The following is a 22,407-nucleotide window of genomic DNA, read 5'->3' as shown; positions in this document are numbered from 1 at the left end:
CAGGCGTCGGGAGACCGCTCCGCCGACGGCAGACAGGACGGCACCATGACCACCGCACGCGAGCACGAGGACAGCGCCTACTTCGAGGAGCGACAGCTGCGCAGCGGCGTCGCCGGCTGGGTTCTCCTGGCGGGGCTCGGAGTCGCCTACGTCATCTCCGGCGACTTCGCCGGCTGGAACTTCGGGCTGGACGTCGGCGGCTGGGGCGGGCTCCTCGTCGCCACGATCATCATGGGCCTGATGTACCTGTGCATGGTGCTGGGGCTGGCCGAGATGTCCTCGACCATCTCCACCGCCGGCGGTGGCTACGGGTTCGCCCGTCGCGCCCTGGGCCCCTGGGGAGGCTTCCTCACCGGCACGGCGATCCTCATCGAGTACGCCATCGCACCGGCCGCCATCGCGAACTTCATCGGCGCGTACGTCGACTCGCTGATCGGCATCGACGGCCCGCTCGTCTTCGCGGTGTTCTACCTCGTCTTCATCGGCCTGCACCTGTGGGGCGTGGGCGAGGCTCTCAAGCTGATGTTCGCGATCACCGCGGTGGCGGTGGTCGCCCTGGTCACCTTCGTGGTGGCGGCCGCGCTGGAGTTCGACGCCGCCAACCTCACCGACATCGCCCCGACCGACGCCGCGGGGGCCAGCGAGTTCCTGCCGTTCGGGCTGCTCGGCATCTGGGCAGCGCTGCCGTACGCCATCTGGTTCTTCCTGGCCGTCGAGGGGGTGCCGCTGGCCGCAGAGGAGACGAAGGACCCGGCGCGCTCGATGCCCCGCGGGATCATCGCGGCGATGCTGACCCTGCTCGCCTTCGCGGCGCTGATCCTCGTGGTCGCCCCCGGCGCGGCCGGGTCGGAGTCGCTCCGCGAGTCCGGGAACCCGCTGGTCGACACCCTCGAGACGGCCTACGGCGGGTCGAACGCGGTGAGCACCTTCGTCAACATCGTCGGCCTGCTCGGGCTCATCGCCAGCTTCTTCTCGATCATCTTCGCCTACTCGCGGCAGACCTTCGCGCTCTCCCGCGCGGGCTACCTGCCCAAGGTGCTCTCCCGCACCGGCAGCCGCAAGACGCCGTACCTCGCCCTGATCGTGCCCGGCATCATCGGCTTCGTCATGGCGATGCTCAACGAGGGCGACCTGCTCATCCTCGTCGCGGTCTTCGGCGCCACGATCTCCTACGTCCTGATGATGCTCTCGCACATCGTGCTGCGCATCCGCGAGCCGGAGCTCGAGCGCCCCTACCGCACGCCCGGCGGCATCGTTACCACGGGCATCGCCCTGGTCCTCGCGTGCGTCGCCGTCGTCGCCGGGTTCCTCGTCGAGCCGATGGTGCTCGTCATCACCGCAGGGGTCTTCGCGGTGGCCATCGCCTACTTCGCGCTCTACAGCCGCCACCACATTGTCGCCGGGGCTCCGGAGGAGGAGTTCGCAGCCATCGAGGACGCCGAGAAGGGACTCTCGTGAACGACCTGACCGCCGGCACCGACCAGCCGGTCAACGACCGGATGCTCACCCTGGACCGGCTGCGGCACCTGGTGGCGGACGGCTCGGTCGACACCGTGGTGATGGCCTTCACCGACATGCAGGGCCGGCTGCAGGGCAAGCGCCTGCACGCGGCGTACTTCCTCGACGTGGCCCTCGAGGCCGGCACCGAGGGGTGCAACTACCTGCTCGCGGTGGACGTGGAGATGAACACCGTCGAGGGGTACGCGATCTCCTCCTGGGAGCGTGGCTACGGCGACATGGAGTTCGTGCCGGTCTGGCACACGCTGCGGCTGCTCCCCCACCTGCCCGCGACCGCGATGGTCCAGTGCGACCTGGTCTGGCCCGACCACACGCCCGTGGTGGAGTCGCCCCGCACGGTCCTGCAGACCCAGCTCGACCGCGCGCGCGACCTGGGGTTCACCGCCCACGCCGGCACCGAGCTGGAGTTCATCCTCTTCGACGAGACCTACGAGGCCGCCCACGACCGCGGCTACACCGGCCTGCGCCCGGCCAACCAGTACAACGTCGACTACTCGATCCTCGGGACCACCCGGGTGGAGCCGCTGCTGCGTGACATCCGCAACCACATGTACGCCGCGGGTCTCGACGTCGAGGGCGCCAAGGGCGAGTGCAACTTCGGCCAGCACGAGATCGGCTTCCTCTACAACGAGGCGATGGTCAGCGCCGACAACCACGTCGTCTACAAGAACGCCGCCAAGGAGATCGCCGCCCAGCACGGCAAGGCGCTGACCTTCATGGCCAAGTACGACGAGCGCGAGGGCAACTCCTGCCACATCCACCTCTCGCTGCGCGGCACCGACGGCTCGCTGGTGTTCTGGGACGCCGACCGCGGCGCCCGTACCCGGCTGTACGACCAGTTCATCGCCGGCGTGCTCGCGACGATGGAGGACTTCACCCTCCTCTACGCGCCCAACGTCAACTCCTACAAGCGCTTCGCCGACGCCTCCTTCGCGCCGACCGCCATCGCGTGGGGCGAGGACAACCGGACGTGCGCGCTGCGGTTGGTCGGCAGCGGGGCCTCCGCGCGGCTGGAGAACCGGGTGCCGGGCGGGGACGTCAACCCCTACCTCGCGCTCGCCGCGATGGTCGCGGGCGGCCTGCACGGCATCGAGCAGGAGCTCGAGCCGGTGCCGGAGACGACGGGGAACGCCTACAGCTCCGGGCAACGGACCGTCCCCCGCACGCTGCGGGCGGCCCGCGAGGCCTTCGCGCGTAGCGAGGTGGCACGATCGTCCTTCGGTGACGCCGTGGTCGACCACTACACGAACATGGCCGACGTCGAGCTCCGGGCCTTCGAGGCCACCGTCACCGACTGGGAGCGACGGCGCGGCTTCGAGAGGCTTTGAGTGAGCGACACCTTCACCGTCCTCAACCCGGCCACGGCCCAGGCCATCACCGACGTGCCGCTCGCATCGGTCGAGGAGGCCGACGCCGCGATCGCCCGCGCCCACGAGGCCTTCGCCGCCTGGCGCTCGGTCGCGCCGGGGGAACGTGCCGCGCTGCTGCGCCGGTTCGCCGCGGTGGTCGACGCCCACGTCGAGGAGCTCGCGGAGATCGAGGTCCGCAACGCCGGGCACACCTGGGGCAACGCGCGCTGGGAGGCCGGGAACGTCCGCGACTGCCTGAACTACTACGCCGGTGCCCCCGAGCGGCTCTTCGGCCGGCAGATCCCGGTGCCCGGCGGGACCGACCTGACCTTCCACGAGCCGCTCGGCGTCGTCGGCGTGATCGTGCCGTGGAACTTCCCGATGCCCATCGCCGCGTGGGGCTTCGCCCCGGCGCTGGCCGCCGGCAACACGGTGGTGCTCAAGCCCGCGGAGCTCACGCCGCTGACCGCCCTGCGGCTGGCCGAGCTGGCGCTCGAGGCGGGTCTCCCGGAAGGCGTCCTGACGGTCGTCCCCGGGCGCGGCGACGTGGTCGGCGAGCGCTTCGTGACCCACCCGCTCGTCCGGAAGGTGTGCTTCACCGGCTCCACCGCCGTCGGCAAGAGGGTGATGGCCGGCTGCGCGGAGCAGGTCAAGCGGGTGACCCTCGAGCTCGGCGGCAAGTCCAGCAACATCGTCTTCGCCGACGCCGACCTCGCCGCGGCGGCCGCCAGCGCGCCGTACGCCGTCTTCGACAACGCGGGCCAGGACTGCTGCGCGCGCTCGCGCATCCTCGTGGAGCGCTCCGCCTACGACCAGTTCCTCTCGCTCCTCGAGCCCGCGGTGCAGGCGGTCCGGGTGGCGCCGCCGGAGTCCGACGAGGACGCCGAGATGGGCCCGCTGATCTCCGCGCGGCAGCGGGACACCGTCCGCGGCTACCTCGACGAGGTGGAGGTGACCATCAGCGGCTCGGCCCCCGGCGGTGACGGCTTCTGGGTGCCCCCCTCCGTGGTCGCCGTCGACGACCCCGGCCAGCGGATCTGGCGCGAGGAGGTCTTCGGGCCCGTGGTCGCCGTGATGCCGTTCGAGGACGAGGCCGAGGCGGTCCAGCTGGCCAACGACACCGACTACGGCCTCTCGGGATCGATCTTCACCCAGGACCTCGGCCGCGGGCTGCGGGTCGCGCGCGCCGTCGAGGCCGGCAACCTCAGCGTCAACTCGAACGCCGCCGTGCGGTACTGGACGCCGTTCGGCGGCTACAAGCAGTCGGGGCTGGGCCGCGAGCTCGGGCCGGACGCGCCCATGGCGTTCACCGAGGAGAAGAACGTCTTCATCGCCCACCAGGGCCTGTAGGAGGGAACCATGGCAGGACGCATCCAGGGCCGGGTGGCCGTCGTCACCGGAGGCTGCTCGGGGATCGGGCTCGCGACGGTGGAGCGATTCGTCGCCGAGGGCGCGAAGGTGGTCGTCGGCGACATCGACGACGAGCGCGGTCACACGCTCGTCGGCCAGCTCGGCGGGGCGGACGTGGCGACGTACGTGCACGTCGACGTCACCGACAAGGAGCAGGTCGACGCGCTCTTCCGGACCGCCAAGGAGACCTACGGGTCGGTCGACATCGCCTTCAACAACGCCGGCATCAGCCCGCCGGAGGACGACTCGATCCTCGACACCGACCTCGACGCGTGGCGCAGGGTGCAGGAGGTCAACCTCACCAGCGTCTACCTGTGCTGCAAGGCGGCGCTCCCGTACATGCTCGAGCAGGGCCGGGGCTCGATCATCAACACCGCGTCCTTCGTCGCGGTGATGGGCGCGGCCACCTCGCAGATCTCCTACTCCGCCTCCAAGGGCGGGGTGCTGTCGATGACCCGCGAGCTGGGCGTCCAGTTCGCGCGGCAGGGAGTGCGGGTCAACGCGCTGTGCCCGGGTCCGGTCAACACGCCGTTGCTCCAGGAGCTCTTCGCCAGCGACCCCGAGCGCGCCGCGCGGCGTCTGGTGCACGTGCCGATGGGGCGGTTCGGCGAGCCGGAGGAGATGGCCTCGGCCGTGCTGTTCCTGGCCTCCGACGACTCGTCCTTCATGACGGCCAACACCTTCCTCGTCGACGGCGGCATCTCCGGCGCCTACGTCACCCCGCTGTGACGTCCGGGGCTGGGAGGCACTGATGTCGGCCCCGGTCATCGGGCTCACGACCTACCGCGAGCAGGCGGCCTGGGGGGTGTGGGACCAGCGGGCCGACCTGCTGCCCACGCAGTACGCCGAGGCGGTCGCCGCCACCGGCGGGCTGCCGGTGCTGCTGCCTCCCGTGGACCAGGTGGGGGCGGCGGACGCGGTCGTCCGCCGCCTGGACGGCCTGGTCGTCAGCGGCGGGGCCGACGTCGACCCGGCGCGCTACGACGCCGCTCCGCACCCCCGCACGGCCGGCTGGCGACCCGACCGCGACGCCTGGGAGCTGGCCCTCCTCGACGCCGCCGCGGCCGTCGGCCTGCCCGTGCTCGGGGTGTGCCGCGGGATGCAGCTGATGGCCGTCCACGCCGGCGGGTCGCTGGACCAGCACACCCCGGACCTCGTCGGGCACGAGCGGCACTCCCCCGGTGGCGACGAGTTCGGCACCGTCCAGGTCGCCACCGTGCCCGGCACGCTGGTCGCCGGCCTCGTGGGCGAGACGCTCGACGTGGCCTGCCACCACCACCAGTCGGTGGCCACCCACCCCGGGTGGGTCGCGGCCGCCCGGGCCGACGACGGCACCCTGGAGGCGATGGAGGTCCCTGGCGACCGGTTCTGCGTGGCCGTCCAGTGGCACCCGGAGACCGCCGCCGACGTGGGGCTGCTCGCCGGGCTGGTGCGCGCGGCGGCGTCGTACGCCGGCGACGCGCGCCGAGGCGAGGGAGCCGTGGTCCGGTGACCGCTCAGAGCGGCTCGCCGTCGAACCGCTCCCGGCTGACGAGCTGCTCGACCGGGAGCCGGCGGAGCCGGGTCAGCTGCCGCACCGGTCGGCCCAGCGGCACGACCGCCGCCACGGCATAGGTCTCCGGCACACCGAGGAGCTCCCGGACCGCCGGCTCCTCCGCGACCGCCATCGTCGTGATGGTGCCGCCGAGGCCCTCGGCCCGGGCCGCCAGCAGCACGTTCCAGACCAACGGGTAGACCGAGGCGCCGCCGACGATGCCGACCCGGTCGAGGTGCTGGTCCGTCGCCGCGACGACGGCGAGGTCCACGACGAAGACCAGCACGACCGGCGCCCGCAGGAGCGGCTCGGTGAACGCCGCCGGCACCCGCGTCGCGGCGATCTCCTCCGCGCTCGGGGACGGTGGGGCGAGGGGGTTCCACGGCCCCTCGCCTGCAGCCTGCTGCGCGGCGTACCGCCGGACCGCCGGGGCGGTCAGCTCGACGAGCCGGTCCCGGGTCGCGCGCTCGCGGACGGCGACCACCCGCGTCCCCTGCCGGTTGCCGCCGCTCGGCGCGAACCGGGCGTGCTCCAGGATCCGGTGCAGCACGTCGTCGTCCACCGGGTCGTCGGTGAACTCGCGGACCGCCGCCGTCGTGCGCATCGCCTCGAAGAGCTCCATGCCGACACGGTGGCACGGAGGTCCATGCCCGCGGCGCGGCCCGCCAGAATGGGGTCTGTGCCCCGCCGCGAGCCCGTGCTCCTCAGCGCCCACCGCTGCCTGACCCGTGACCAGGTCGAACGCGCCATCGACCTCGACGTCGACTTCGTCGAGTTCGACGTGCAGCGGTGCGGCGACGGTGGGTTGGTCGTCTTCCACGACGACGTGGTGGAGGTGGACGGGCACGAGGTGCCGCTCGCCACCATGACCGAGGCGGAGCTCCGCGCCGTCGTGCCCGGGCTGCTGGGGTACCACGACGTGCTCGGCCTGCTCGGTGGCCGGGTCGGCGCCCACCTGGACCTGAAGTTCGTCGACGGGTGCGCGGAGGCCACGGCCCGGGCGGTCGAGGCGTTCGGCACCGAGGACCTGGTGGTCACCACCCTCGACGACCAGGCGGTCAAGGACGTCCGCGGCTGGGCCGACGCCCACGGCTACGACCTCAAGGTGGGGCTCTCGCTGGGCCGGAAGGTCACCGGCTTCCCGGTGTGGCGGCAGGTCCGGGTCCGGGCCTCCGAGGTCTGGCCGCACCTGCGCTACCGGCAGTCGCGCGCCAACGTCGTGGTGGCCCACCACTGGCTCGCCCGGGCCGGCCTGGCCGGGTTCGCCCGCCGCCGGCGGATGCCGCTGCTGGTGTGGACCGTCGACACGCCCGGGTCGCTGCGCTACTGGATGCGCCCCGGTCGCGCCTGGCTGGTCACCACCAATCACCCCGAGCACGCCCTCGGCATCCGCGAGCGACGTGACCAGCGACGCGCCCAGCGGCGTGCCGCCCGGCGCACGAGGAGGTCGCGCGCGTGAGCCGGCCGGCGGACGCGGTCGTGGACGTCCTCGGCGAGCCGTACCTGGCCGAGGAGATCCTCCTGCCCGACGACGCCGAGGGGCCGGTCGTCGCCACCCTGGTCCGGCGCCGGTGCTCCGCCACCGCGCGTGGAGCGGTGCTCCACGTGCACGGCTTCGCCGACTACTTCTTCCACACGGCCTACGCGGAGTGGTGGTGCGACCGTGGGTACGACTTCTACGCCCTCGACCTGCGCAAGTACGGGCGCTCGCTGCGTCCGCACCAGACGCCCAACTACGTCGCGGACCTCGCGGAGTACTTCCCCGACCTCGACGCCGCCTGGGAGCGGATCACCGGTCGCGACGGCCACGAGCGAGTCGTGGTGTCGGCGCACTCCACGGGCGGGCTCACCACGCCGTTGTGGGCCGACGAGCGCCGGCCTGCCGAGCTGGTGGGCATGGTGCTGAACTCGCCCTGGTTCGACCTGCAGGGCAACCTCCTGGCCCGGACGGTCGGCAGCCTCGTCGTGCAGGAGGTCGGGAGGCGGGCCCCGATGCGGGCCATCCCCCGGAAGGTCTCGGGCCTCTACGCCCGCAGCCTGCACCGCGACCACGAGGGCGAGTGGGACTTCGACCTGGCCTGGAAGCCGGTGGAGTCGTTCGCCGTCCACGCCGGGTGGCTCCGAGCGGTACGGCGGGGGCACGCCGCCCTCCACGCCGGCCTCAGCGTGCCGTGCCCGGTGCTGGTGCTCTCCTCGGGGGCGACCGCTCGGCCCACGACGATGTGCGAGGACGTGCACTGCCACGACATCGTGCTCGAGGTCGCCCACATCCGCCGGTGGGCCGGCGCGGTCGGCCCACACGTGACCTACGTGGCCGTCCCGGGCGCGCGGCACGACGTGGTCCTCTCCCGGCCCGCGCCGCGCGCCGCGGCGTACGACGCGATCGGGCGGTGGCACGACGCCTGGGTGGGCTGACACGCCGACGCCGCCCGTCCGCGGCCTTCGCTAGGGTCCGAGCATGAACCCCGTGACCGGACTCTCCCTCGGCCGCATCGCCATCGGCGCCGCCTCCCTCTACGACCCGGCCGCGACCGCGCGCCAGATGATGCTGGACCCCGCCGCGAGCCCGCAGCTGCCCTACCTCACCCGGCTCTTCGGCACCCGCGAGATCGCCCTCGGCGCGGCCACCCTGCTGGCCAGCGGGAAGGCCCGCCGGAACCTCGTGCTGCTCGGCGTGCTGGTCGACATCGCCGACGCCGCCACCGGCTACGTCGCGACCAAGGACGGCTCCGTGCCCGTCAAGGCCGGCCAGGGCATGACGGCCGTCGCCTCCGGCGCCGTGGTCGCCGGCCTCCTGGGCCTGCGGACCAAGCGGTCGACCACCACCGTTTGAGGGCGGGCCCGGTGGTCAGCTGACCAGGAACGCGACGATCGCGACGAGCCCCACGGTGACGATCACCGCACGGAGCACGGCCGGGAGCAGTCGCCGGCCCACGGTCGCGCCCAGCTGGCCACCGACGACGGCACCGGCGCCGATGAGGGCGACCAGGCGCCAGTCGACGTCGGCGAGGACGATGAAGACCGCGCCGGCGACGGCGTTGACGACCGCGGCGAGCACGTTCTTCACGGCGTTCAGGCGCTGCAGCTCCTCCTCGACGGCGATCCCGAGCACGCCCATGAGGATCACGCCCTGGGCGGCGCCGAAGTAGCCGCCGTACACGCCGGTGAGGGCGGTGGCCGGCCACGTCCACCACGCGTCGGCGTGCGGACGGTCGTCGACCGCGTGGCGGGCCCGTCGCGCTGCGACAGCGCGGGAGATCCGCGGTTGCAGCACGACGAGGACGACGCCCAACCCGATGAGGACCGGCACCACGGTCTCGAACGCGTCCGCCGGCAGCCACAGCAGCAGCAGCGCGCCGGCCAGCCCGCCGACCAGCGAGCCGCTGACGAGCCTCAGGACCCGCCGGCGCTGGCCGGCGAGCTCCCGGCGGTAGCCCACGGCACCGGAGACCGAGCCGGGGACCAGCCCGATGTTGTTGGAGACGTTCGCGGTCACCGGCGGCACGCCGAAGGCGAGCAGCGTCGGGAAGGTGATCAGCGTGCCCGAGCCCACGATCGTGTTGATCGCACCGGCCGCGACCCCCGCGAGGAGGATCGCGACCGACTCCAGCAGCACCTAGGAGGTCGGCGGAGCCGTGGGCGGTGCCGGCGGGGCCGGGGACTCCGACCCTCCGTCACCCTCACCGGCAGCCGCTGCGGCGGCGCGACGCGGCTGGGCGGCGTCCTCGGCCTCCCGGATCGCCGCCTGCACCGCGGCGGTCGCCTCGCTCCCCTCGCCGACCGCCGAGGGGACCTGCGGGTCGCTGGGACCCATGTCGACGCGGGTGCGGGGTCCGTCGACCTCCTGCGGGATCCCCTGCAGGTTGTTCATCGTCGAGCCGAGCCCCTCGAGGGCCTTGCCGATCTCGCTCGGGACGATCCAGACCTTGTTGGCGTCCCCCTCGGCGATCTTCGGCATCATCTGGAGGTACTGGTAGGCCAGCAGCGACTGGTCGGGCCGGCCGTCGTGGATGGCCTGGAAGACCGTCTGGATCGCCTGCCCCTCGCCCTGGGCGCGCAGGATCGCGGACTCGCGGTCGGCCTGCGCCCGCAGGATCGCGGACTCGCGCGCACCCTCGGCCTGGAGGATCGCCGACTGCTTCTGGCCCTCGGCGGTCAGGATCGCCGACTGGCGCTGGCCCTCGGCGGTCAGGATCGCGGCGCGCTTGTCCCGGTCGGCGCGCATCTGCTTCTCCATGGTGTCCTTGATGGACGGCGGCGGGTCGATGCTCTTGATCTCGACCCGGCCGACGCGGATGCCCCACTTGCCGGTCGCCTCGTCGAGCACGCCCCGCAGGCCGGAGTTGATCGTCTCCCGGCTGGTCAGCGTCTGCTCGAGGTCCATGCCACCGACGATGTTGCGCAGGGTGGTCATCGTGATCTGCTCGACCGCCTGGATGTAGTTCGCGATCTCGTACGTCGCGGCGACCGGGTCGATGACCTGGAAGTAGATGACGGTGTCGATCTCGACGGTCAGGTTGTCCTCGGTGATGACCGACGACGGCGGGAAGCTCACGACCTGCTCGCGCAGGTCGATGAGGTAGCGGACCTTGTCGATGAAGGGCACGACGATGTTGAGGCCCGCGGGGAGGGTCTGCTTGTACTTTCCGAAGCGCTCGACGATGCCGGCACGTGCCTGCGGCACGATCCGGACGGTCTTGACGAGCACGGTGATGACGAAGACCAGCAGCAGGGCCAGCAGCACCAGGACGACGACGGGCATGGGACCTCTCAGCTCTCGAGGCGGGGGACGGGGTGGACGTAGGCGGTCGCGCCGCGGATCTGGAGGACCTCGACGGTCTCCCCCGGCGCGATGGTGAGGGTCTCGTCGTACGGCTTGGCCGACCACTCCTCGCCGGCCAGCATGATCCGGCCGGTGGTGAGCCCGCTGAGCTCCTGGAGCACCTCGGCCTGGCGGCCGACGAGCTCCTGGTGGCCCAGACGGAGCTCGGGGCCGCCGTGGAGCCGCTTGACCATCGAGGGGCGCACGAGCGTCAGCATGGCGATCGACGCGGCGGCGGCGACGAGGACCTGGACGACGACCGGCGCTGCCAGCAGGCCGGCGACCATGCCGGCCATCGCTCCGACGGCGAGCATGAGCAGGACCAGGTCGAGGCTGAAGAGCTCCGCCACGCCGAGGGCCGCGGCGACGCTCAGCCACGCCGCCCATGCGTTGTCCCCGAGCCAGTCCATGCCACCGACCCTATCGGTAAGGGTCTTATCGCGCCCGGGTCCGGCGCCGTGCCGCCCACCGGTCGTCCTCGTGGCGCAGCGCCAACGGCATCCCGAACGTCGCGGAGAGGTTCGCCTCGGTGAGGACGTGGTCGAGGAGGCCCTGCGCGACGACGCCGCCCTCGCGGAGCAGCAGCGCGTGGGTGAAGCCCGGTGGGATCTCCTCGACGTGGTGGGAGACGAGCACCGTCGCCGGGGAGTCGGGGTCCATCGCGAGCACGCTGAGGGTCGAGACCAGGTCCTCGCGGCCACCGAGGTCGAGCCCGGCCGCCGGCTCGTCGAGGAGGAGCAGCTCGGGGTCGGTCATCAGCGCGCGGGCGATCTGGACCCGCTTGCGCTCGCCCTCGCTCAGGGTGCCGAAGGTGCGGTCGACCAGGTGGTCGGCCCTCACCTCGGCGAGGAGGTCCCGGGCGCGGTCGTGGTCGAGGCCGTCGTACTCCTCGCGCCACCGCCCGACGACGCCGTACGACGCGGAGACGACCACGTCCTGGACCTTCTCGTGGCGCGGGACGCGGTCGGCGAGCGCGGCGCTGGTGAGGCCGATGCGGGGGCGCAGGTCGAAGACGTCGACCGTCCCGAGCACCTCCTCGAGGATGCCGGCGACGCCCGAGGTCGGGTGCAGCTGCGCGGCCGCGACCTGCAGCAGCGTCGTCTTGCCCGCGCCGTTGGGGCCCAGCACGACCCACCGCTCGTCCTCCTCGACCGTCCAGCTCACCCGGTCCAGCAGGGTCGCCTGGCCGCGCCGGACCGTGACCTCGGCGAACTCCAGGACTGCGGCCATGGCATCACCCTAGCGAGCACCCGCCGGTGGCCGGAGGACGGCTGCGTACAGTGCTCGGCCGTGGACGAGCGCGCCGACGAGACCCTGCCGCCGGCGGCCCGGCTGGCCTGGTGGGCCACGGCCTGGCTCCGGGGGTCGGTCGTGACCGACCTGATGCTCGACGCGGTCATCGGCGACGACGCCACCCACACGGTCGCCGACCCCTTCCAGGGCACCGACACGCTCCTCGGCGGCCTGGCACGCCTCCGGGCGGAGGGCGCGACGTCGGTCGGCGCGGCGTTCCCCGCCGAGGGCGACCCCGTGGGGCTCGGCGGACCGGCCCCGTTCAACACCGCTGCCCTCGAGGCCGGCTCCGCGGTGGTGGTCGCCGGGGCGGCGACGGGGCTGGTGCCCGTCCGGACCGGGGCGGCCGTCGCGTGGGTCCTCCACCGCGCCGAGCGGCGCCAGCTGCCCGACGTCGGCGAGGCCGACCGCGCCCTGCGCGCGGCGCTGCTGGAGTCGGCTGGCGCCCTGGCCGACCTGGACGTCGCGCGCTGGAACCCCGAGGTCGCCGACCGGTTGCTGAACCTGCGGCACCGGCCCGCACTGGTGGCCCCCGAAGGCGTGCCGCCCCGCTGCGTCGACCTCGCGGGACGGGCACTGCAGGTGACCGCGATCACCGCGCTGGCGCTCGAGGACGACGGCGGCGCGGTGTCGTCGTACGAGGTGCGGGCCCGGCGCGAGGCGCTGCTCCCCCTGGACCGGGCCGGCCGTCGCGCGCTGGTCGCCGCCTGCTCCCCCGAGGCCTGGCCCCCGGCCTGAGGACGGACCGACGCGGCTCGTCCGGCCGTGGACCGATAGCCTCGCGCCCGATGGACGCCCCGGACACCCTGCTCATCACGCTGACCGGCAAGGACCGGCCGGGCGTGACCTCGGAGATCTTCTCCACCCTCGCGCGCACCGGCGTGGAGGTCGTCGACGTCGAGCAGATCGTGCTCCGTCGCCGGCTCGTCCTCGGCGTGCTCGTGACCGTGCCCCGCGACTGGGAGCGGCTGCGCGACGCCGTGGAGGAGACCGCCGCCGGGCTCGGCATGAGCGTGGAGGTGGAGCGCGGGACCGGTGACAACCGGCGTCGGCCCGGCGGTCGCTCGCACGTCACGATCATCGGCGCCCCGCTCCGGGCGACCGACATGGCGGCCGTGGCCGGCCGGATCGCGGAGAGCGGCGCGAACATCGACCGCATCGAGCGGATGGCGCGCTACCCCGTCACCGCGATCGAGATGCACGTCTCCGGCATGGAGGTCGCCGAGCTCCGCCCGATGCTCGCCTCGGAGGCGGCGCGGCTGGGGATCGACGTCGCCGTCCAGCCCGCGAACCTGCTCCGTCGTGGCATGCGGCTGATCGTGATGGACGTCGACTCCACCCTCGTCCAGGGCGAGGTCATCGAGATGCTCGCCGCCCACGCCGGCTGCGAGGCCGAGGTGGCCGCGGTGACCGAGTCCGCGATGCGCGGCGAGGTCGACTTCGAGGAGTCGCTGCGGGCGCGGGTCGCGCTGCTCGAGGGGCTGCCCGCCACCGCGCTCGACGACGTCTACGACAACCTCGAGCTGGCCCCCGGGGCACGCACGATGGTCCGGACGCTGCGCCGGCTCGGGTACCGCTTCGCCATCGTCTCCGGCGGGTTCTCGCAGGTGACCGACCGGCTCGCCGCCGACCTCGGGATCCACTACGCCCGCGCGAACGAGCTCGAGGTCGTCGACGGCGTCTTGACCGGCCGCGTCGTCGGGGAGGTGGTCGACCGGGCCGGCAAGGCTCGGGCCCTGCGCGAGTTCGCCGGCGACATCGGCGTCCCCCTCGACGCCGTCATCGCCATCGGCGACGGCGCCAACGACCTGGACATGCTCAACGCCGCCGGGCTCGGGATCGCCTACAACGCCAAGCCGCTCGTCCGCGACGCCGCCGACACGTCGGTGAACGTGCCGTACCTCGACGCGATCATGTACCTGCTGGGCATCTCCCGCGAGGAAGTCGAGGCCGCCGACGCCGAGGCCGGCATCGTCACGCCCGCCCCTCCGGTCGAGCGGTGAAGTGTCAACATCCCAGGTTTACTTGGGATGCTGACGCTTCCCTGCTGTTGCGATGGCCGACAAGCGTCAGCATCGGCCGTGAAGCGGCCGGGGCGCCGTCAACCTGAGGCTGAGGGTCAGGCCGCGTTCGGGAAGAGCGCGGCGTGGATCAGGCCGGCCAGTCGGTAGGGGTCGCTCAGGTCGGCCCAGATGACCCGGATGCACCGCCACCCGGTGATGCGACGGACGAGGTCCTCGCGGTTCTTCTCACGTACGACCGCGTCCGCGACGCTCTCGCCGGGTCGGCGGAACTTCTCGTACTTCGCGCGCCCGTCGAACTCCAGCCACACCCCGAGCTCCGGCCAGGCGAAGTCGAGCCGCGCCACGGTCCGCCCCGTGCTGTCCGTGATCTCCAGCTGGCTGACCGGCTTCGGCAGCCGTTGCTGGTAGATCGCCCAGAAGGTCCGCGTCTCCCCCACCGACTCGATGCGCGGGTCGGCCAGCCGGAGCAGCACCTCGGCCGGGGCCATGCCGGGCCAGGTCTGCATCGCGACGTACTGGTCACGCAGCTCCTCTGGGGTCGTGAGCCCGCGGTGGAGCACGTCGTTCATCACAGCGAGGCTGGCCTCCGAGCACCCGAGTGAGACCGTTTCGAGGGCGGCACGGGCCGCGGTCACTGCCGGTACGCCGTTCACCCGCGTGAAGTCGGCGGGACTCAGGGCTCCCACGTGGTGCTGCACGCCGGGCGCTCGGCGGCCCCTGATCCCGTCCGTGCGCGTCACGTGCACGTCGTCCAGGGAGAAGCCCCACGTCGGCGCGTCCCACTCGGGGAGGGCGGACACGTGCGACAGCACCACGGGCGCCTTCGCCTGGCCGAGGACGGCGCGGCACCGGAGTCCATACCGGCCGACGTCGTCCAGCCGGTCCCACACGTCAGGAGTCACGAATGCGCCGTCACGAACGCGTCGCAGCCTGCCGGAGCGCACCATCCGTGCGATCGCTTGGTCGTTGACGCCGTCCGCGAGCAGCTGCTGGCGAAAGATCACGGGGCCGTTGCGGGGGTCCTCCGGCTCGCGGAGGTGGCGGGGTCTCTGCATGCCGGCCTCCTCCCCGCAGCGGGAAGCCGCTCGCCCGGGCGGTGGAGTCCTGTGGAGGAAGCCGTTGCTCCACGGTGCTTGTGCACGCTTCGCGGGTGTTGCACGCACCGGGAACCGTCAGCATCCCAGGTTCACTTGGGATCCTGACGCCTATCGCCCTTTGCTACGCCCGGCCGGGGCGGAAGGCGACGACGGAGGCGGCGGCGGGGGCGAGGTCGGCCCAGGCCACGCCGAGCTGCAGGACGGTGACCGAGGCCGGCGGGTAGCCGAGGGCGAGCTGGTTGCCGGCCTCGGGGTCGCCCTCGCCGTCGTCGAGCAGCTGGGCGAGGGAGGCGATGGTCGGGTTGTGCCCGACGACCACCGCGGTCCGCGCGTCGGTGGGGACTGCGCGCAGCAGGTCGATGACGGTCTCGGGCCCCGCGGAGTAGAGCCCGCGGTCGACATCCGCCTCCAGCCGCCACCCGGCCGCCGCGGCCATCGCCTGCCACGTCGCCGTCGTGCGTGCGGCCGCCGAGACCAGGGCGTGGTCGGGCGTCACGCCGCGCGCGGCGAGCCACCGCCCGGCGTCCGCGGCGTCACCCGCCCCGCGGTCGGTCAGCCGGCGTTCGGCGTCGGACGCGGCGGTGTCCTCCGCCTTGGCGTGCCGCACGAGCACCAGGGTGCGCGCGGCGGGATCGGTGCTGCTCACCCGGTCGATTCTGACAGAGGGACCCGACGCTCAGGCGCCCATGGCGTGGAACCCGCCGTCCACGTGGACGATCTCGCCGCTCGTCGCCGGGAAGAAGTCGGACAGCAGGGCGCAGACCGCCTTCGCCGTCGGCTCCTGGTCGGTGTTGTCCCACCCGAGCGGCGCACGCGAGGCCCACATCGACTCGAGGTCCCCGAAGCCCGGGATCGCCTTGGCCGCCAGGGTGCGCAGCGGGCCTGCTGCCACCAGGTTGCAGCGGATCCCGTCGGGGCCCAGGTCCCTGGCGAGGTAGCGCGAGCAGGACTCGAGACCGGCCTTCGCCACGCCCATCCAGTCGTACGCCGGCCACGCCACCGTCGCGTCGAAGGTGAGGCCGACGACCGAGGAGCCGCGGCCCATGAGCGGTCGGCAGGCGACCGCCAGCGACTTCAACGAGTACGCCGACACCTGCACCGCCTGCGCCACGTCCTCCCAGGGCCCGTCGAGGAACCGGCCGCCGAGCAGCGTCTCGGGGTTGCCGTAGGCGATGGAGTGCACCACGCCGTCCAGCCCGTCGACGTGCTCGCGGACCAGCTCGGGCAGCCGCTCGAGGTGCTCGGGGTCGGTCACGTCCAGCTCGAGCACCGGCGGCTCGACCGGCAGCCGCTTCGCGATGCGCCGGGTGATCGACAGCGCCCGCCCGAAGTTGGAGATGAGGACCGTGGCGCCCTGCTCCTGGGCGACGCGCGCGACCGCGAAGCCGATGGAGGAGTCCATGGTCACGCCGGCGACCAGGATGCGCTTGCCCTCGAGGATGCCCCCGTTGCTGGTGGTCATGTTCAGTGTCCCATTCCCAGGCCGCCGTCGACCGGGATGACGGCCCCGGTCACGTAGCCCGCGTCGTCGGAGGCCAGCCAGGTCACCGCGGAGGCGACCTCGGCGGGCACGGCGTACCGCCCCAGCGGCACCTGCGCCTTGATGGTGGCGCGCTGGTCGTCGGTGAGGACGCCCGTCATGTCGGTCTCGACGAAACCGGGGGCGACCACGTTCGTGGTGATGGACCGGGAGCCGAGCTCGCGGGCGAGCGAGCGCGCCATGCCGACGAGCCCGGCCTTGGAGGCGGCGTAGTTCGCCTGGCCGGCGGAGCCCAGCATGCCCACCACCGAGGAGATCAGGATGATCCGTCCGCGGCGCAGCCGGAGCATGCCCTTGGCGGCGCGCTTGGCGAGGCGGTAGGAGCCGGTGAGGTTGGTGTCGATGACCGAGGACCAGTCGTCCTCGCTCATCCGGAGGAGCAGGGTGTCCTGCGTGATGCCGGCGTTGGCGACGAGCACCTCGACCGGCCCGTGCGCCGCCTCCACCTCGGCGAAGGCGGCGTCGACGGCTGCGGCGTCGGTGACGTCACATCGCACGTCCAGCGCGCCGTCGGGCGCGCCCCCGCTGCGAGTGGTCACCGCCACCCGGTCGCCCTGGGCGAGGAACGCCTCGGCGATCGCCCGGCCGATGCCGCGGTTGCCGCCGGTGACCAGCACGGAGCGGCCCGTCGGGGCGTGGTCGGTGTTGCTCTCCTCACTCACGTCCCAGGACGCTAGTGACTACCGGCGGGTACGCCGAATGCCCAGGTCACAGCGGTGCGGCGCGGGCCGCCGGTCAGTCGTCCTCGAGCCGGAAACCCACCTTGAGGCCGACCTGGAAGTGCTCGACCGACCCGTCCTTGACCTGGCCCCGGACCTGGGTGACCTCGAACCAGTCCAGGTGGCGCAGGGTGCGCGCGGCGCGCTCGACCCCGTTGCGGATGGCCGCGTCGATGCCCTCGGGCGAGGTGCCGACGATCTCGGTGACGCGGTACGTGCGGTTTGTCATGGTGGTGTCCTCCGGTCGACGCGTGGGTTGCGCACTCTAGCGACGTACGCTGGAACGCGTGCCCAAGGAGCAGCGCAAGGACCGCGGTGAGGCGGTGCGGATCACCACCGCCGCGACCAGCCGAAACGCCGACATCGCGGCGCGGCAGCGCCGCTACCTGCTGTCGATGAGCCTGCGCTCGGCCTGCTTCGTCGGCGCCGTGGCGGCCGCCCTCGCCGGCCTCGACTGGCTGTGGCCCTTCCTCATCGCCGGCGCGCTCGTCCTGCCCTACATCGCGGTGGTGCTGGCCAACGTCCAGGCCACGCGGGCCGAGGGCTTCGCGCTCCAGGAGGCGGCGTACGGCGCCCCGCAGCTGGGGTCCGGAGCGCCCCGCGAGCCCGAGGTCGGTCCGCACGCGCGATGATCGGCTGATGGACCCCGACACCTGCTCGGCGAAGGGCTGCACCGCGCCGGCGGCCTGGCAGCTGCAGTGGAACAACCCGAAGCTGCACACGCCCGACCGGCGCAAGGTCTGGCTGGCCTGCGACGACCACCGGACCTCCCTCGCCGACTTCCTCGGCGCGCGCGGCTTCCTCAAGGACGTCGTGCCCCACGAGCCGACGGACGGGACGTCGGACCAGGCCGGGGAGGTCTAGCCGCCGATCGCGGACATCGGCCGGTCCGGCTGCAGGAAAGCCGGGTCGTCGATGCCGTGGCCCGCGCGCTTGCCGGCCATCGCCGCGACCCACCGGCCGGCGACCTCCTCGTCACCGGCGCCGGCACGCAGGGCCGCCCGGAGGTCTGACTCCTCCCGGGCGAACAGGCAGTTGCGGACCTGGCCGTCGGCGGTGAGCCGGACGCGGTCGCAGTCGCCGCAGAAGGGGCGGGTGACCGAGGCGATCACCCCGACGGTCCCCGGACCGCCGTCGACGAGGAAGAGCTCGGCAGGGGCGCTCCCCCGGGGCTCGGAGGCCGGCGTGAGCGTGAAGTCGCGGGCCAGGCGGTCGAAGATTTCCTCCGCCGTGACCATCCCGGTGCGGGACCAGCCGTGCTGGGCGTCGAGCGGCATCTGCTCGATGAACCGCAGCTCGTAGCCGCGCTCGAGGCACCACGCCAGCAGCTCGCCCGCCTGGTCGTCGTTGGTGCCGCGCAGCAGCACGGCGTTCACCTTCACCGGGCCGAGCCCCGCCGCCTGGGCGGCCTCGAGGCCCGCCACCACGTCGTGGAGCCGGTCGCGGCGGGTGATCGTCTCGAAGGTGTCCCGGCGGACGGTGTCGAGGCTGACGTTCACGCGGTCGAGCCCCGCCTCGGCGAGGGCGGCGGCGGTGCGGGCAAGCCCCAGTGCGTTGGTCGTGATCGACAGCTCGAGACCGTCCCCGAGGGCGCGCGTGCGGCGGACGATCCCGGTCAGGCCCCTCCGGACGAGCGGCTCGCCGCCGGTGAACCGGACCTCGCGGATGCCGAGCCGCTCGACGCCGATGGTGATCAGCCGCACGACCTCGTCGTCGGTGAGGACCGAGTCGTCGGGGAGCCAGTCGAGCCCCTCGGCCGGCATGCAGTAGTTGCAGCGGAGGTTGCAGCGGTCGGTCAGCGAGACGCGGAGGTCCGTGGCGACGCGTCCGTACCGGTCGGCCAGGGGTGTCGTCGTCACCCCACCCACTGTAGGACCCGGGGCCACGGGCCGGGGCTGGGTCGGTGGCACGGTTCGGGAGTCGCAGATCACGGCCGCTCCCCGTGGGTCACCGGACGGCTCCGGATAGCCTCGTGCAGTGAGCTCATTCCGGTTCCTGCTGAGCCGCCGCTGGGCGCTCTTCGCCCTGGCCGTGGCCGCGGTGGCGTGGGGGACCTGGTGGCTCGGGAACTGGCAGTTCGACCGGCTGGAGAACCGCCGCGAGAGCAACCGTGTGGTGGAGCGCAACGAGGAGCTCTCCCCAGCGCCGGTCGCGGAGGTGCTCTCCCCCGGCCGCCAGCCCGCCGAGAGCGACGAGTGGCGCGTGATCACGGCGACGGGCCGGTACGACGAGGACGACACCGTGATCGTGCGGTACCGCACCCGCGACGGCCGGTCGGGGGTCGACGTCGTCGTGCCGCTGGTGACGGCCGACGGGACGACGCTGCTGGTCGACCGGGGCTGGATGGCCACCGACAACCGTGGCCTCGACGAGGTCGACGCCCCCGCGCCGCCGGCCGGCGAGGTCACCGTCACCGGCTACGTCCGCCGCGACGGCACCGGCGACAGCACCACGATCAGCGACGGCTCGACGCGGGCGGTGTCGAGCACGGTGATCGGTGAGGAGCAGGGCAGGGAGGTCTACGGCGGCTTCGTCGAGCTGCGGTCGGAGGACCCGCCCCCGGCCGAGGCGCTGGAACCGGTCGAGCTGCCCGAGCAGAACGACGGACCGCACTTCTTCTACGGGCTCCAGTGGTGGTTCTTCGGCGTCCTCGCCGTCGTGGGCTTCGTCTACCTCGCCTGGGACGAGCACCAGCGCGGCCGGCGCGGGCCCCGGCGGGGGCAGCGCGAGCCGCGGCCGTCCCGCCCGCGGGCCCCGTCGGCACGCCGCTGACCCACGCCGGGGCGAGCGACCTGACGCCGGCTCAGGCGGGTACGTCGTCGACGAACTGCGTGCGGTGCAGGTCGGCGTAGAGACCACCCTGCGCGAGCAGCTCGGCATGGGTGCCCGACTGCACGATCCGGCCGCGGTCGAGCACCAGGATCCGGTCGGCGTTGCGCACCGTGGACAGCCGGTGCGCGATGACCACGGAGGTCCGGCCCGCCAGCGCGGCGTCGAGCGCCCGCTGGACCGCCGCCTCCGACCCCGAGTCCAGGTGAGCCGTGGCCTCGTCCAGGACGACGATCGAGGGCGCCTTGAGCAGCAGCCGGGCGATGGCCAGCCGCTGGCGCTCCCCTCCGGAGAGGCGGTACCCCCGGTCGCCCACCACCGTGTCGAGCCCGTCGGGGAGGGACCGCACGAGACCGGCGACCTGCGCCGCCTCGAGTGCCGCCCAGACGTCCTCGTCGCGTGCACCCGGACGCGCGTAGAGCAGGTTCGCCCGGATCGTGTCGTGGAACATGTGGGCGTCCTGGGTGACGTAGCCGACGACGTCCTCGAGCGACTCCAGCGTCACGTCGCGGACGTCGTGACCGCCCACCCGCACGGCACCGGACTCCACGTCGTAGAGGCGCGCCACCAGGTGCGTCACCGTCGTCTTGCCGGCGCCGGAGGGCCCGACGAGCGCCACCATCTGGCCGGCGTCCGCCGTGAAGGAGATGTCGTGCAGGACCTGCTCGTGATCGCGGGACTCCAGGCGCGTGACGGTCTCGAGGGAGGCGAGGGACACGTCGTCGGCCCGCGGGTAGCTGAACGAGACCCTGTCGAACTCCAGGCGCGACGCCGTCGGCGGCAGCGCCGCCGCGCCGTCCTTCTCCACCACCAGCGAGGGCAGGTCGAGGACCTCGAAGACCCGCTCGAAGCTGACCAGCGCGGTCATCACGTCGACGCGGACGTTCGAGAGCCCCTGGAGCGGACCCAGCAGCCGCAACAGCAGCGTGGCCAGCGCGAGCAGGGTGCCGATGGTGAGGGCGTCGTCGATGACGAGGTGGCCGCCGACGCCGTAGACGAGGGCGGTCGCCAGCGCGGGCACCAGCATCATCGACGCCCCGAACAGGCGGGTGATGAGCGAGATCCGGACGCCCAGGTCGCGCACCCGCGCGGCCTTCGAGGCGAAGAGCGCGTCCTCCTCCGCCCGACGGCCGAAGAGGCGCAGCAGCATGGCACCGCCGACGTTGAACCGCTCGGTCATCACGTTGCCGAGGTCGGCGTTGCCGTCCATCTGGTCCCGCGTCAGACCGGCCAGCCGGGTGCTCACGAAGCGGGAGACGCCGAAGAGGATCGGGAAGAGCGCGAGGCACAGGAGCGTGACCCGCCAGCTGAGGGCGAACATCGCGATGCCGACGACCAAGGCGGCGATGGAGTTCGAGACGGTGCTCGAGAGCGTGGTCGTGAACGCCCGCTGGGCGCCGACGACGTCGTTGTTGAGCCGGGAGACGAGGGCGCCGGTCTGGGTGCGCGTGAAGAAGGCCAGGGACTGGCGCTGGACGTGGCCGAAGACCTGCGTGCGCAGGTCGAAGATCAGCCCCTCACCGATCCGGGAGGAGAGCCACCCGTTGAGCACCGCCAGCGCGGCGGTCACGACCGCAACACCGGCCATCGCGAGCGCGAGGAGGGTGACCAGTCGACCGTCACCCTCGAGGATGCCGTCGTCGACGATCCGCTGGACCAGCAGCGGGCTGACCACCACCAGGGCGGCGTCGACGACGGTGAGCAGCAGGAAGACGGAGATGAGCCCCCGGTGGGGCCGCGCGAAGCCGAGGACCCGGCGGACCGTGTCGCGACCGAGGCGGCTGTTGACGACGCTCCGGTCCGTCCGGAGGGTGCGCCAGGCGGTGCCCGCGCCGTACATCCCCGACATGTTGCTCCTCACCGACCTCCCATCAGGGAGACCATCTCGCGGAACCGACGCCCCTGCGCCTCGCGCTCGAGCCGGCGCTGGTCCTCGAGGTCCCGCTCGTGGGCGCCCTGCAGCAGCGCCTTGATCTCCGACACCGCGCCGTGGAGCGGTGCGGTGAGGGCCTCGGCGAGGTCGGCGACGGTCTGGTCGAGCTGGTCGGTCGGCACGGCGGCGAGCGCCAGGCCGATCCGCACGGCCTCGTCGGCGCCGACCATCCGCGCGGTCGCGCAGATCTCCAGTGCCCTGGCGTAGCCAACGCACTCCACGAGGGGCTTTGTTCCCGTGAGGTCCGGGACCAGGCCCAGGGCCGACTCCTTCATGCACAGCTGGGCGTCGGTCGAGACGACGCGCAGGTCGCAGGCGAGCGCGAGCTGGAAGCCGGCG

26 protein-coding genes are annotated in these 22,407 nt (G+C 73.0%); 13 read left to right on the top strand and 13 right to left on the bottom strand.

All coding sequences use genetic code 11. From position 1 onward, the window contains the following. Positions 1-45 precede the first annotated feature (45 nt). From eat to ACSMHG_RS08595, 5 genes are read left to right on the top strand one after another with little or no spacing between them, the layout of a single operon-like run. Entirely contained in the window at positions 46-1,458 is a 1,413-nt protein-coding gene (gene eat / locus ACSMHG_RS08615) for an ethanolamine permease (protein ID WP_435743717.1), read from the top strand. Beyond that, complete coding sequence (locus tag ACSMHG_RS08610) at positions 1,455-2,846, top strand: glutamine synthetase family protein (RefSeq protein ID WP_435743715.1); 1,392 nt, start codon at positions 1,455-1,457, stop codon at positions 2,844-2,846. The genes eat and ACSMHG_RS08610 overlap by 4 nt, the downstream gene beginning before the upstream one ends. Next, positions 2,847-4,217 (top strand): aldehyde dehydrogenase family protein, encoded by a 1,371-nt coding sequence (locus ACSMHG_RS08605; protein WP_435743713.1) that lies wholly within the window; start codon positions 2,847-2,849, stop codon positions 4,215-4,217. It abuts the gene before it with no gap. Positions 4,218-4,226: 9 nt separating this feature from the next. Then, entirely contained in the window at positions 4,227-5,006 is a 780-nt protein-coding gene (locus tag ACSMHG_RS08600; RefSeq protein ID WP_435743711.1) for a 3-oxoacyl-ACP reductase, read from the top strand. Positions 5,007-5,028: 22 nt separating this feature from the next. Beyond that, positions 5,029-5,769 carry a gamma-glutamyl-gamma-aminobutyrate hydrolase family protein gene (locus ACSMHG_RS08595; RefSeq protein WP_435743709.1) on the top strand — a complete coding sequence of 247 codons (741 nt, stop codon included), beginning with the start codon at positions 5,029-5,031 and terminating at the stop codon, positions 5,767-5,769. Between the two features lie 4 nt (positions 5,770-5,773). Here ACSMHG_RS08595 and ACSMHG_RS08590 read toward each other — a convergent pair whose 3' ends face one another. After that, complete coding sequence (locus ACSMHG_RS08590) at positions 5,774-6,433, bottom strand: nitroreductase family protein (RefSeq protein ID WP_435743707.1); 660 nt, start codon at positions 6,431-6,433, stop codon at positions 5,774-5,776. A 57-nt stretch (positions 6,434-6,490) separates the two neighbouring features. On the opposite strand from ACSMHG_RS08590, the gene ACSMHG_RS08585 reads away from it, so the two are divergent. From ACSMHG_RS08585 to ACSMHG_RS08575, 3 genes are read left to right on the top strand one after another with little or no spacing between them, the layout of a single operon-like run. Then, positions 6,491-7,270, top strand: a complete 780-nt coding sequence (locus tag ACSMHG_RS08585) for a glycerophosphodiester phosphodiesterase (RefSeq protein WP_435743705.1) — start codon at positions 6,491-6,493, stop codon at positions 7,268-7,270. Continuing rightward, positions 7,267-8,226: an alpha/beta hydrolase gene (locus ACSMHG_RS08580; protein ID WP_435743703.1), complete on the top strand. Its 960-nt coding sequence runs from the start codon at positions 7,267-7,269 to the stop codon at positions 8,224-8,226. Before ACSMHG_RS08585 ends, ACSMHG_RS08580 begins: the two co-directional genes overlap by 4 nt. A gap of 43 nt (positions 8,227-8,269) precedes the next feature. Continuing rightward, positions 8,270-8,644, top strand: a complete 375-nt coding sequence (locus tag ACSMHG_RS08575) for a hypothetical protein (RefSeq protein WP_435743701.1) — start codon at positions 8,270-8,272, stop codon at positions 8,642-8,644. A 15-nt stretch (positions 8,645-8,659) separates the two neighbouring features. Here the strand turns inward: ACSMHG_RS08575 and ACSMHG_RS08570 are convergent, their stop codons facing one another. Genes ACSMHG_RS08570 through ACSMHG_RS08555 form a run of 4 tightly spaced genes read right to left on the bottom strand, consistent with a single transcriptional unit; the run spans position 8,660 to position 11,863 of the window. Then, a complete protein-coding gene (locus ACSMHG_RS08570; protein WP_435743699.1) occupies positions 8,660-9,427 on the bottom strand; it encodes a sulfite exporter TauE/SafE family protein in 768 nt (255 codons plus the stop codon). Next, positions 9,428-10,573 (bottom strand): SPFH domain-containing protein, encoded by a 1,146-nt coding sequence (locus tag ACSMHG_RS08565; RefSeq protein WP_435743697.1) that lies wholly within the window; start codon positions 10,571-10,573, stop codon positions 9,428-9,430. Positions 10,574-10,581: 8 nt separating this feature from the next. Then, entirely contained in the window at positions 10,582-11,043 is a 462-nt protein-coding gene (locus tag ACSMHG_RS08560; protein WP_435743695.1) for an NfeD family protein, read from the bottom strand. Positions 11,044-11,068: 25 nt separating this feature from the next. After that, positions 11,069-11,863 (bottom strand): ABC transporter ATP-binding protein, encoded by a 795-nt coding sequence (locus tag ACSMHG_RS08555; RefSeq protein ID WP_435743693.1) that lies wholly within the window; start codon positions 11,861-11,863, stop codon positions 11,069-11,071. A 60-nt stretch (positions 11,864-11,923) separates the two neighbouring features. On the opposite strand from ACSMHG_RS08555, the gene ACSMHG_RS08550 reads away from it, so the two are divergent. Together ACSMHG_RS08550 and serB are read left to right on the top strand one after the other, a co-directional pair. Further along, positions 11,924-12,664 (top strand): Rv1486c family protein, encoded by a 741-nt coding sequence (locus tag ACSMHG_RS08550; protein ID WP_435743691.1) that lies wholly within the window; start codon positions 11,924-11,926, stop codon positions 12,662-12,664. Between the two features lie 50 nt (positions 12,665-12,714). Then, a complete protein-coding gene (serB, locus tag ACSMHG_RS08545; RefSeq protein ID WP_435743689.1) occupies positions 12,715-13,929 on the top strand; it encodes a phosphoserine phosphatase SerB in 1,215 nt (404 codons plus the stop codon). 116 nt (positions 13,930-14,045) lie between these two features. On the opposite strand, the gene ACSMHG_RS08540 is transcribed toward serB, so the two are convergent. From ACSMHG_RS08540 to ACSMHG_RS08520, 5 genes are all read right to left on the bottom strand, one after another. Beyond that, positions 14,046-15,005, bottom strand: a complete 960-nt coding sequence (locus ACSMHG_RS08540; RefSeq protein WP_435743687.1) for a hypothetical protein — start codon at positions 15,003-15,005, stop codon at positions 14,046-14,048. A 163-nt stretch (positions 15,006-15,168) separates the two neighbouring features. After that, the gene (locus ACSMHG_RS08535) at positions 15,169-15,693 is read right to left on the bottom strand and encodes a SixA phosphatase family protein (protein WP_435743685.1); all 525 of its coding nucleotides are present in this window, start codon (positions 15,691-15,693) and stop codon (positions 15,169-15,171) included. 30 nt (positions 15,694-15,723) lie between these two features. After that, positions 15,724-16,509 (bottom strand): enoyl-ACP reductase FabI, encoded by a 786-nt coding sequence (gene fabI / locus ACSMHG_RS08530; protein WP_435743683.1) that lies wholly within the window; start codon positions 16,507-16,509, stop codon positions 15,724-15,726. A gap of 2 nt (positions 16,510-16,511) precedes the next feature. Further along, entirely contained in the window at positions 16,512-17,249 is a 738-nt protein-coding gene (gene fabG, locus ACSMHG_RS08525) for a 3-oxoacyl-ACP reductase FabG (RefSeq protein ID WP_435743681.1), read from the bottom strand. Positions 17,250-17,322: 73 nt separating this feature from the next. Continuing rightward, positions 17,323-17,535, bottom strand: a complete 213-nt coding sequence (locus ACSMHG_RS08520; protein ID WP_435743679.1) for a dodecin — start codon at positions 17,533-17,535, stop codon at positions 17,323-17,325. Between the two features lie 58 nt (positions 17,536-17,593). On the opposite strand from ACSMHG_RS08520, the gene ACSMHG_RS08515 reads away from it, so the two are divergent. Both ACSMHG_RS08515 and ACSMHG_RS08510 read left to right on the top strand, forming a co-directional pair. Next, positions 17,594-17,938: a DUF3099 domain-containing protein gene (locus ACSMHG_RS08515; RefSeq protein WP_435743677.1), complete on the top strand. Its 345-nt coding sequence runs from the start codon at positions 17,594-17,596 to the stop codon at positions 17,936-17,938. Positions 17,939-17,945: 7 nt separating this feature from the next. Next, entirely contained in the window at positions 17,946-18,170 is a 225-nt protein-coding gene (locus tag ACSMHG_RS08510; RefSeq protein ID WP_435743675.1) for an acetone carboxylase, read from the top strand. Here ACSMHG_RS08510 and moaA read toward each other — a convergent pair. Continuing rightward, the gene (gene moaA, locus ACSMHG_RS08505) at positions 18,167-19,165 is read right to left on the bottom strand and encodes a GTP 3',8-cyclase MoaA (RefSeq protein WP_435743673.1); all 999 of its coding nucleotides are present in this window, start codon (positions 19,163-19,165) and stop codon (positions 18,167-18,169) included. The genes ACSMHG_RS08510 and moaA overlap by 4 nt on opposite strands. A gap of 118 nt (positions 19,166-19,283) precedes the next feature. Between moaA and ACSMHG_RS08500 the strand changes: the two genes are divergently transcribed. Beyond that, positions 19,284-20,078, top strand: coding sequence for an SURF1 family cytochrome oxidase biogenesis protein (locus ACSMHG_RS08500; protein ID WP_435743671.1), 795 nt, complete (start codon positions 19,284-19,286; stop codon positions 20,076-20,078). 31 nt (positions 20,079-20,109) lie between these two features. Here ACSMHG_RS08500 and ACSMHG_RS08495 read toward each other — a convergent pair whose 3' ends face one another. Together ACSMHG_RS08495 and ACSMHG_RS08490 are read right to left on the bottom strand one after the other, a co-directional pair. Beyond that, the gene (locus ACSMHG_RS08495; protein WP_435743895.1) at positions 20,110-21,984 is read right to left on the bottom strand and encodes an ABC transporter ATP-binding protein; all 1,875 of its coding nucleotides are present in this window, start codon (positions 21,982-21,984) and stop codon (positions 20,110-20,112) included. An 8-nt stretch (positions 21,985-21,992) separates the two neighbouring features. Further along, positions 21,993-22,407 (bottom strand): enoyl-CoA hydratase/isomerase family protein (locus tag ACSMHG_RS08490; protein ID WP_435743669.1); only part of this gene is annotated, 415 nt, incomplete at its 5' end.

The organism is Nocardioides ureilyticus (genome assembly GCF_051280745.1).
Taxonomy (GTDB): domain Bacteria; phylum Actinomycetota; class Actinomycetes; order Propionibacteriales; family Nocardioidaceae; genus Nocardioides.
Note: the sequence above shows the minus strand (reverse complement) of the source record. Positions and strands in the feature narration are given on the sequence as shown.

Coding starts and splice junctions, on each gene's coding strand:
- ACSMHG_RS08575 (WP_435743701.1), top strand. CDS start 8,270: ATGAACCCCGTGACCGGACTCTCCCTCGGCCGCATCGCCATCGGCGCC.
- ACSMHG_RS08520 (WP_435743679.1), bottom strand. CDS start 17,535: ATGACAAACCGCACGTACCGCGTCACCGAGATCGTCGGCACCTCGCCC.
- ACSMHG_RS08560 (WP_435743695.1), bottom strand. CDS start 11,043: ATGGACTGGCTCGGGGACAACGCATGGGCGGCGTGGCTGAGCGTCGCC.
- ACSMHG_RS08495 (WP_435743895.1), bottom strand. CDS start 21,984: ATGTCGGGGATGTACGGCGCGGGCACCGCCTGGCGCACCCTCCGGACG.
- fabI (WP_435743683.1), bottom strand. CDS start 16,509: ATGACCACCAGCAACGGGGGCATCCTCGAGGGCAAGCGCATCCTGGTC.
- ACSMHG_RS08600 (WP_435743711.1), top strand. CDS start 4,227: ATGGCAGGACGCATCCAGGGCCGGGTGGCCGTCGTCACCGGAGGCTGC.
- ACSMHG_RS08555 (WP_435743693.1), bottom strand. CDS start 11,863: ATGGCCGCAGTCCTGGAGTTCGCCGAGGTCACGGTCCGGCGCGGCCAG.
- ACSMHG_RS08540 (WP_435743687.1), bottom strand. CDS start 15,005: ATGCAGAGACCCCGCCACCTCCGCGAGCCGGAGGACCCCCGCAACGGC.
- ACSMHG_RS08590 (WP_435743707.1), bottom strand. CDS start 6,433: ATGGAGCTCTTCGAGGCGATGCGCACGACGGCGGCGGTCCGCGAGTTC.
- ACSMHG_RS08595 (WP_435743709.1), top strand. CDS start 5,029: ATGTCGGCCCCGGTCATCGGGCTCACGACCTACCGCGAGCAGGCGGCC.
- ACSMHG_RS08565 (WP_435743697.1), bottom strand. CDS start 10,573: ATGCCCGTCGTCGTCCTGGTGCTGCTGGCCCTGCTGCTGGTCTTCGTC.
- serB (WP_435743689.1), top strand. CDS start 12,715: ATGGACGCCCCGGACACCCTGCTCATCACGCTGACCGGCAAGGACCGG.
- ACSMHG_RS08510 (WP_435743675.1), top strand. CDS start 17,946: ATGGACCCCGACACCTGCTCGGCGAAGGGCTGCACCGCGCCGGCGGCC.
- eat (WP_435743717.1), top strand. CDS start 46: ATGACCACCGCACGCGAGCACGAGGACAGCGCCTACTTCGAGGAGCGA.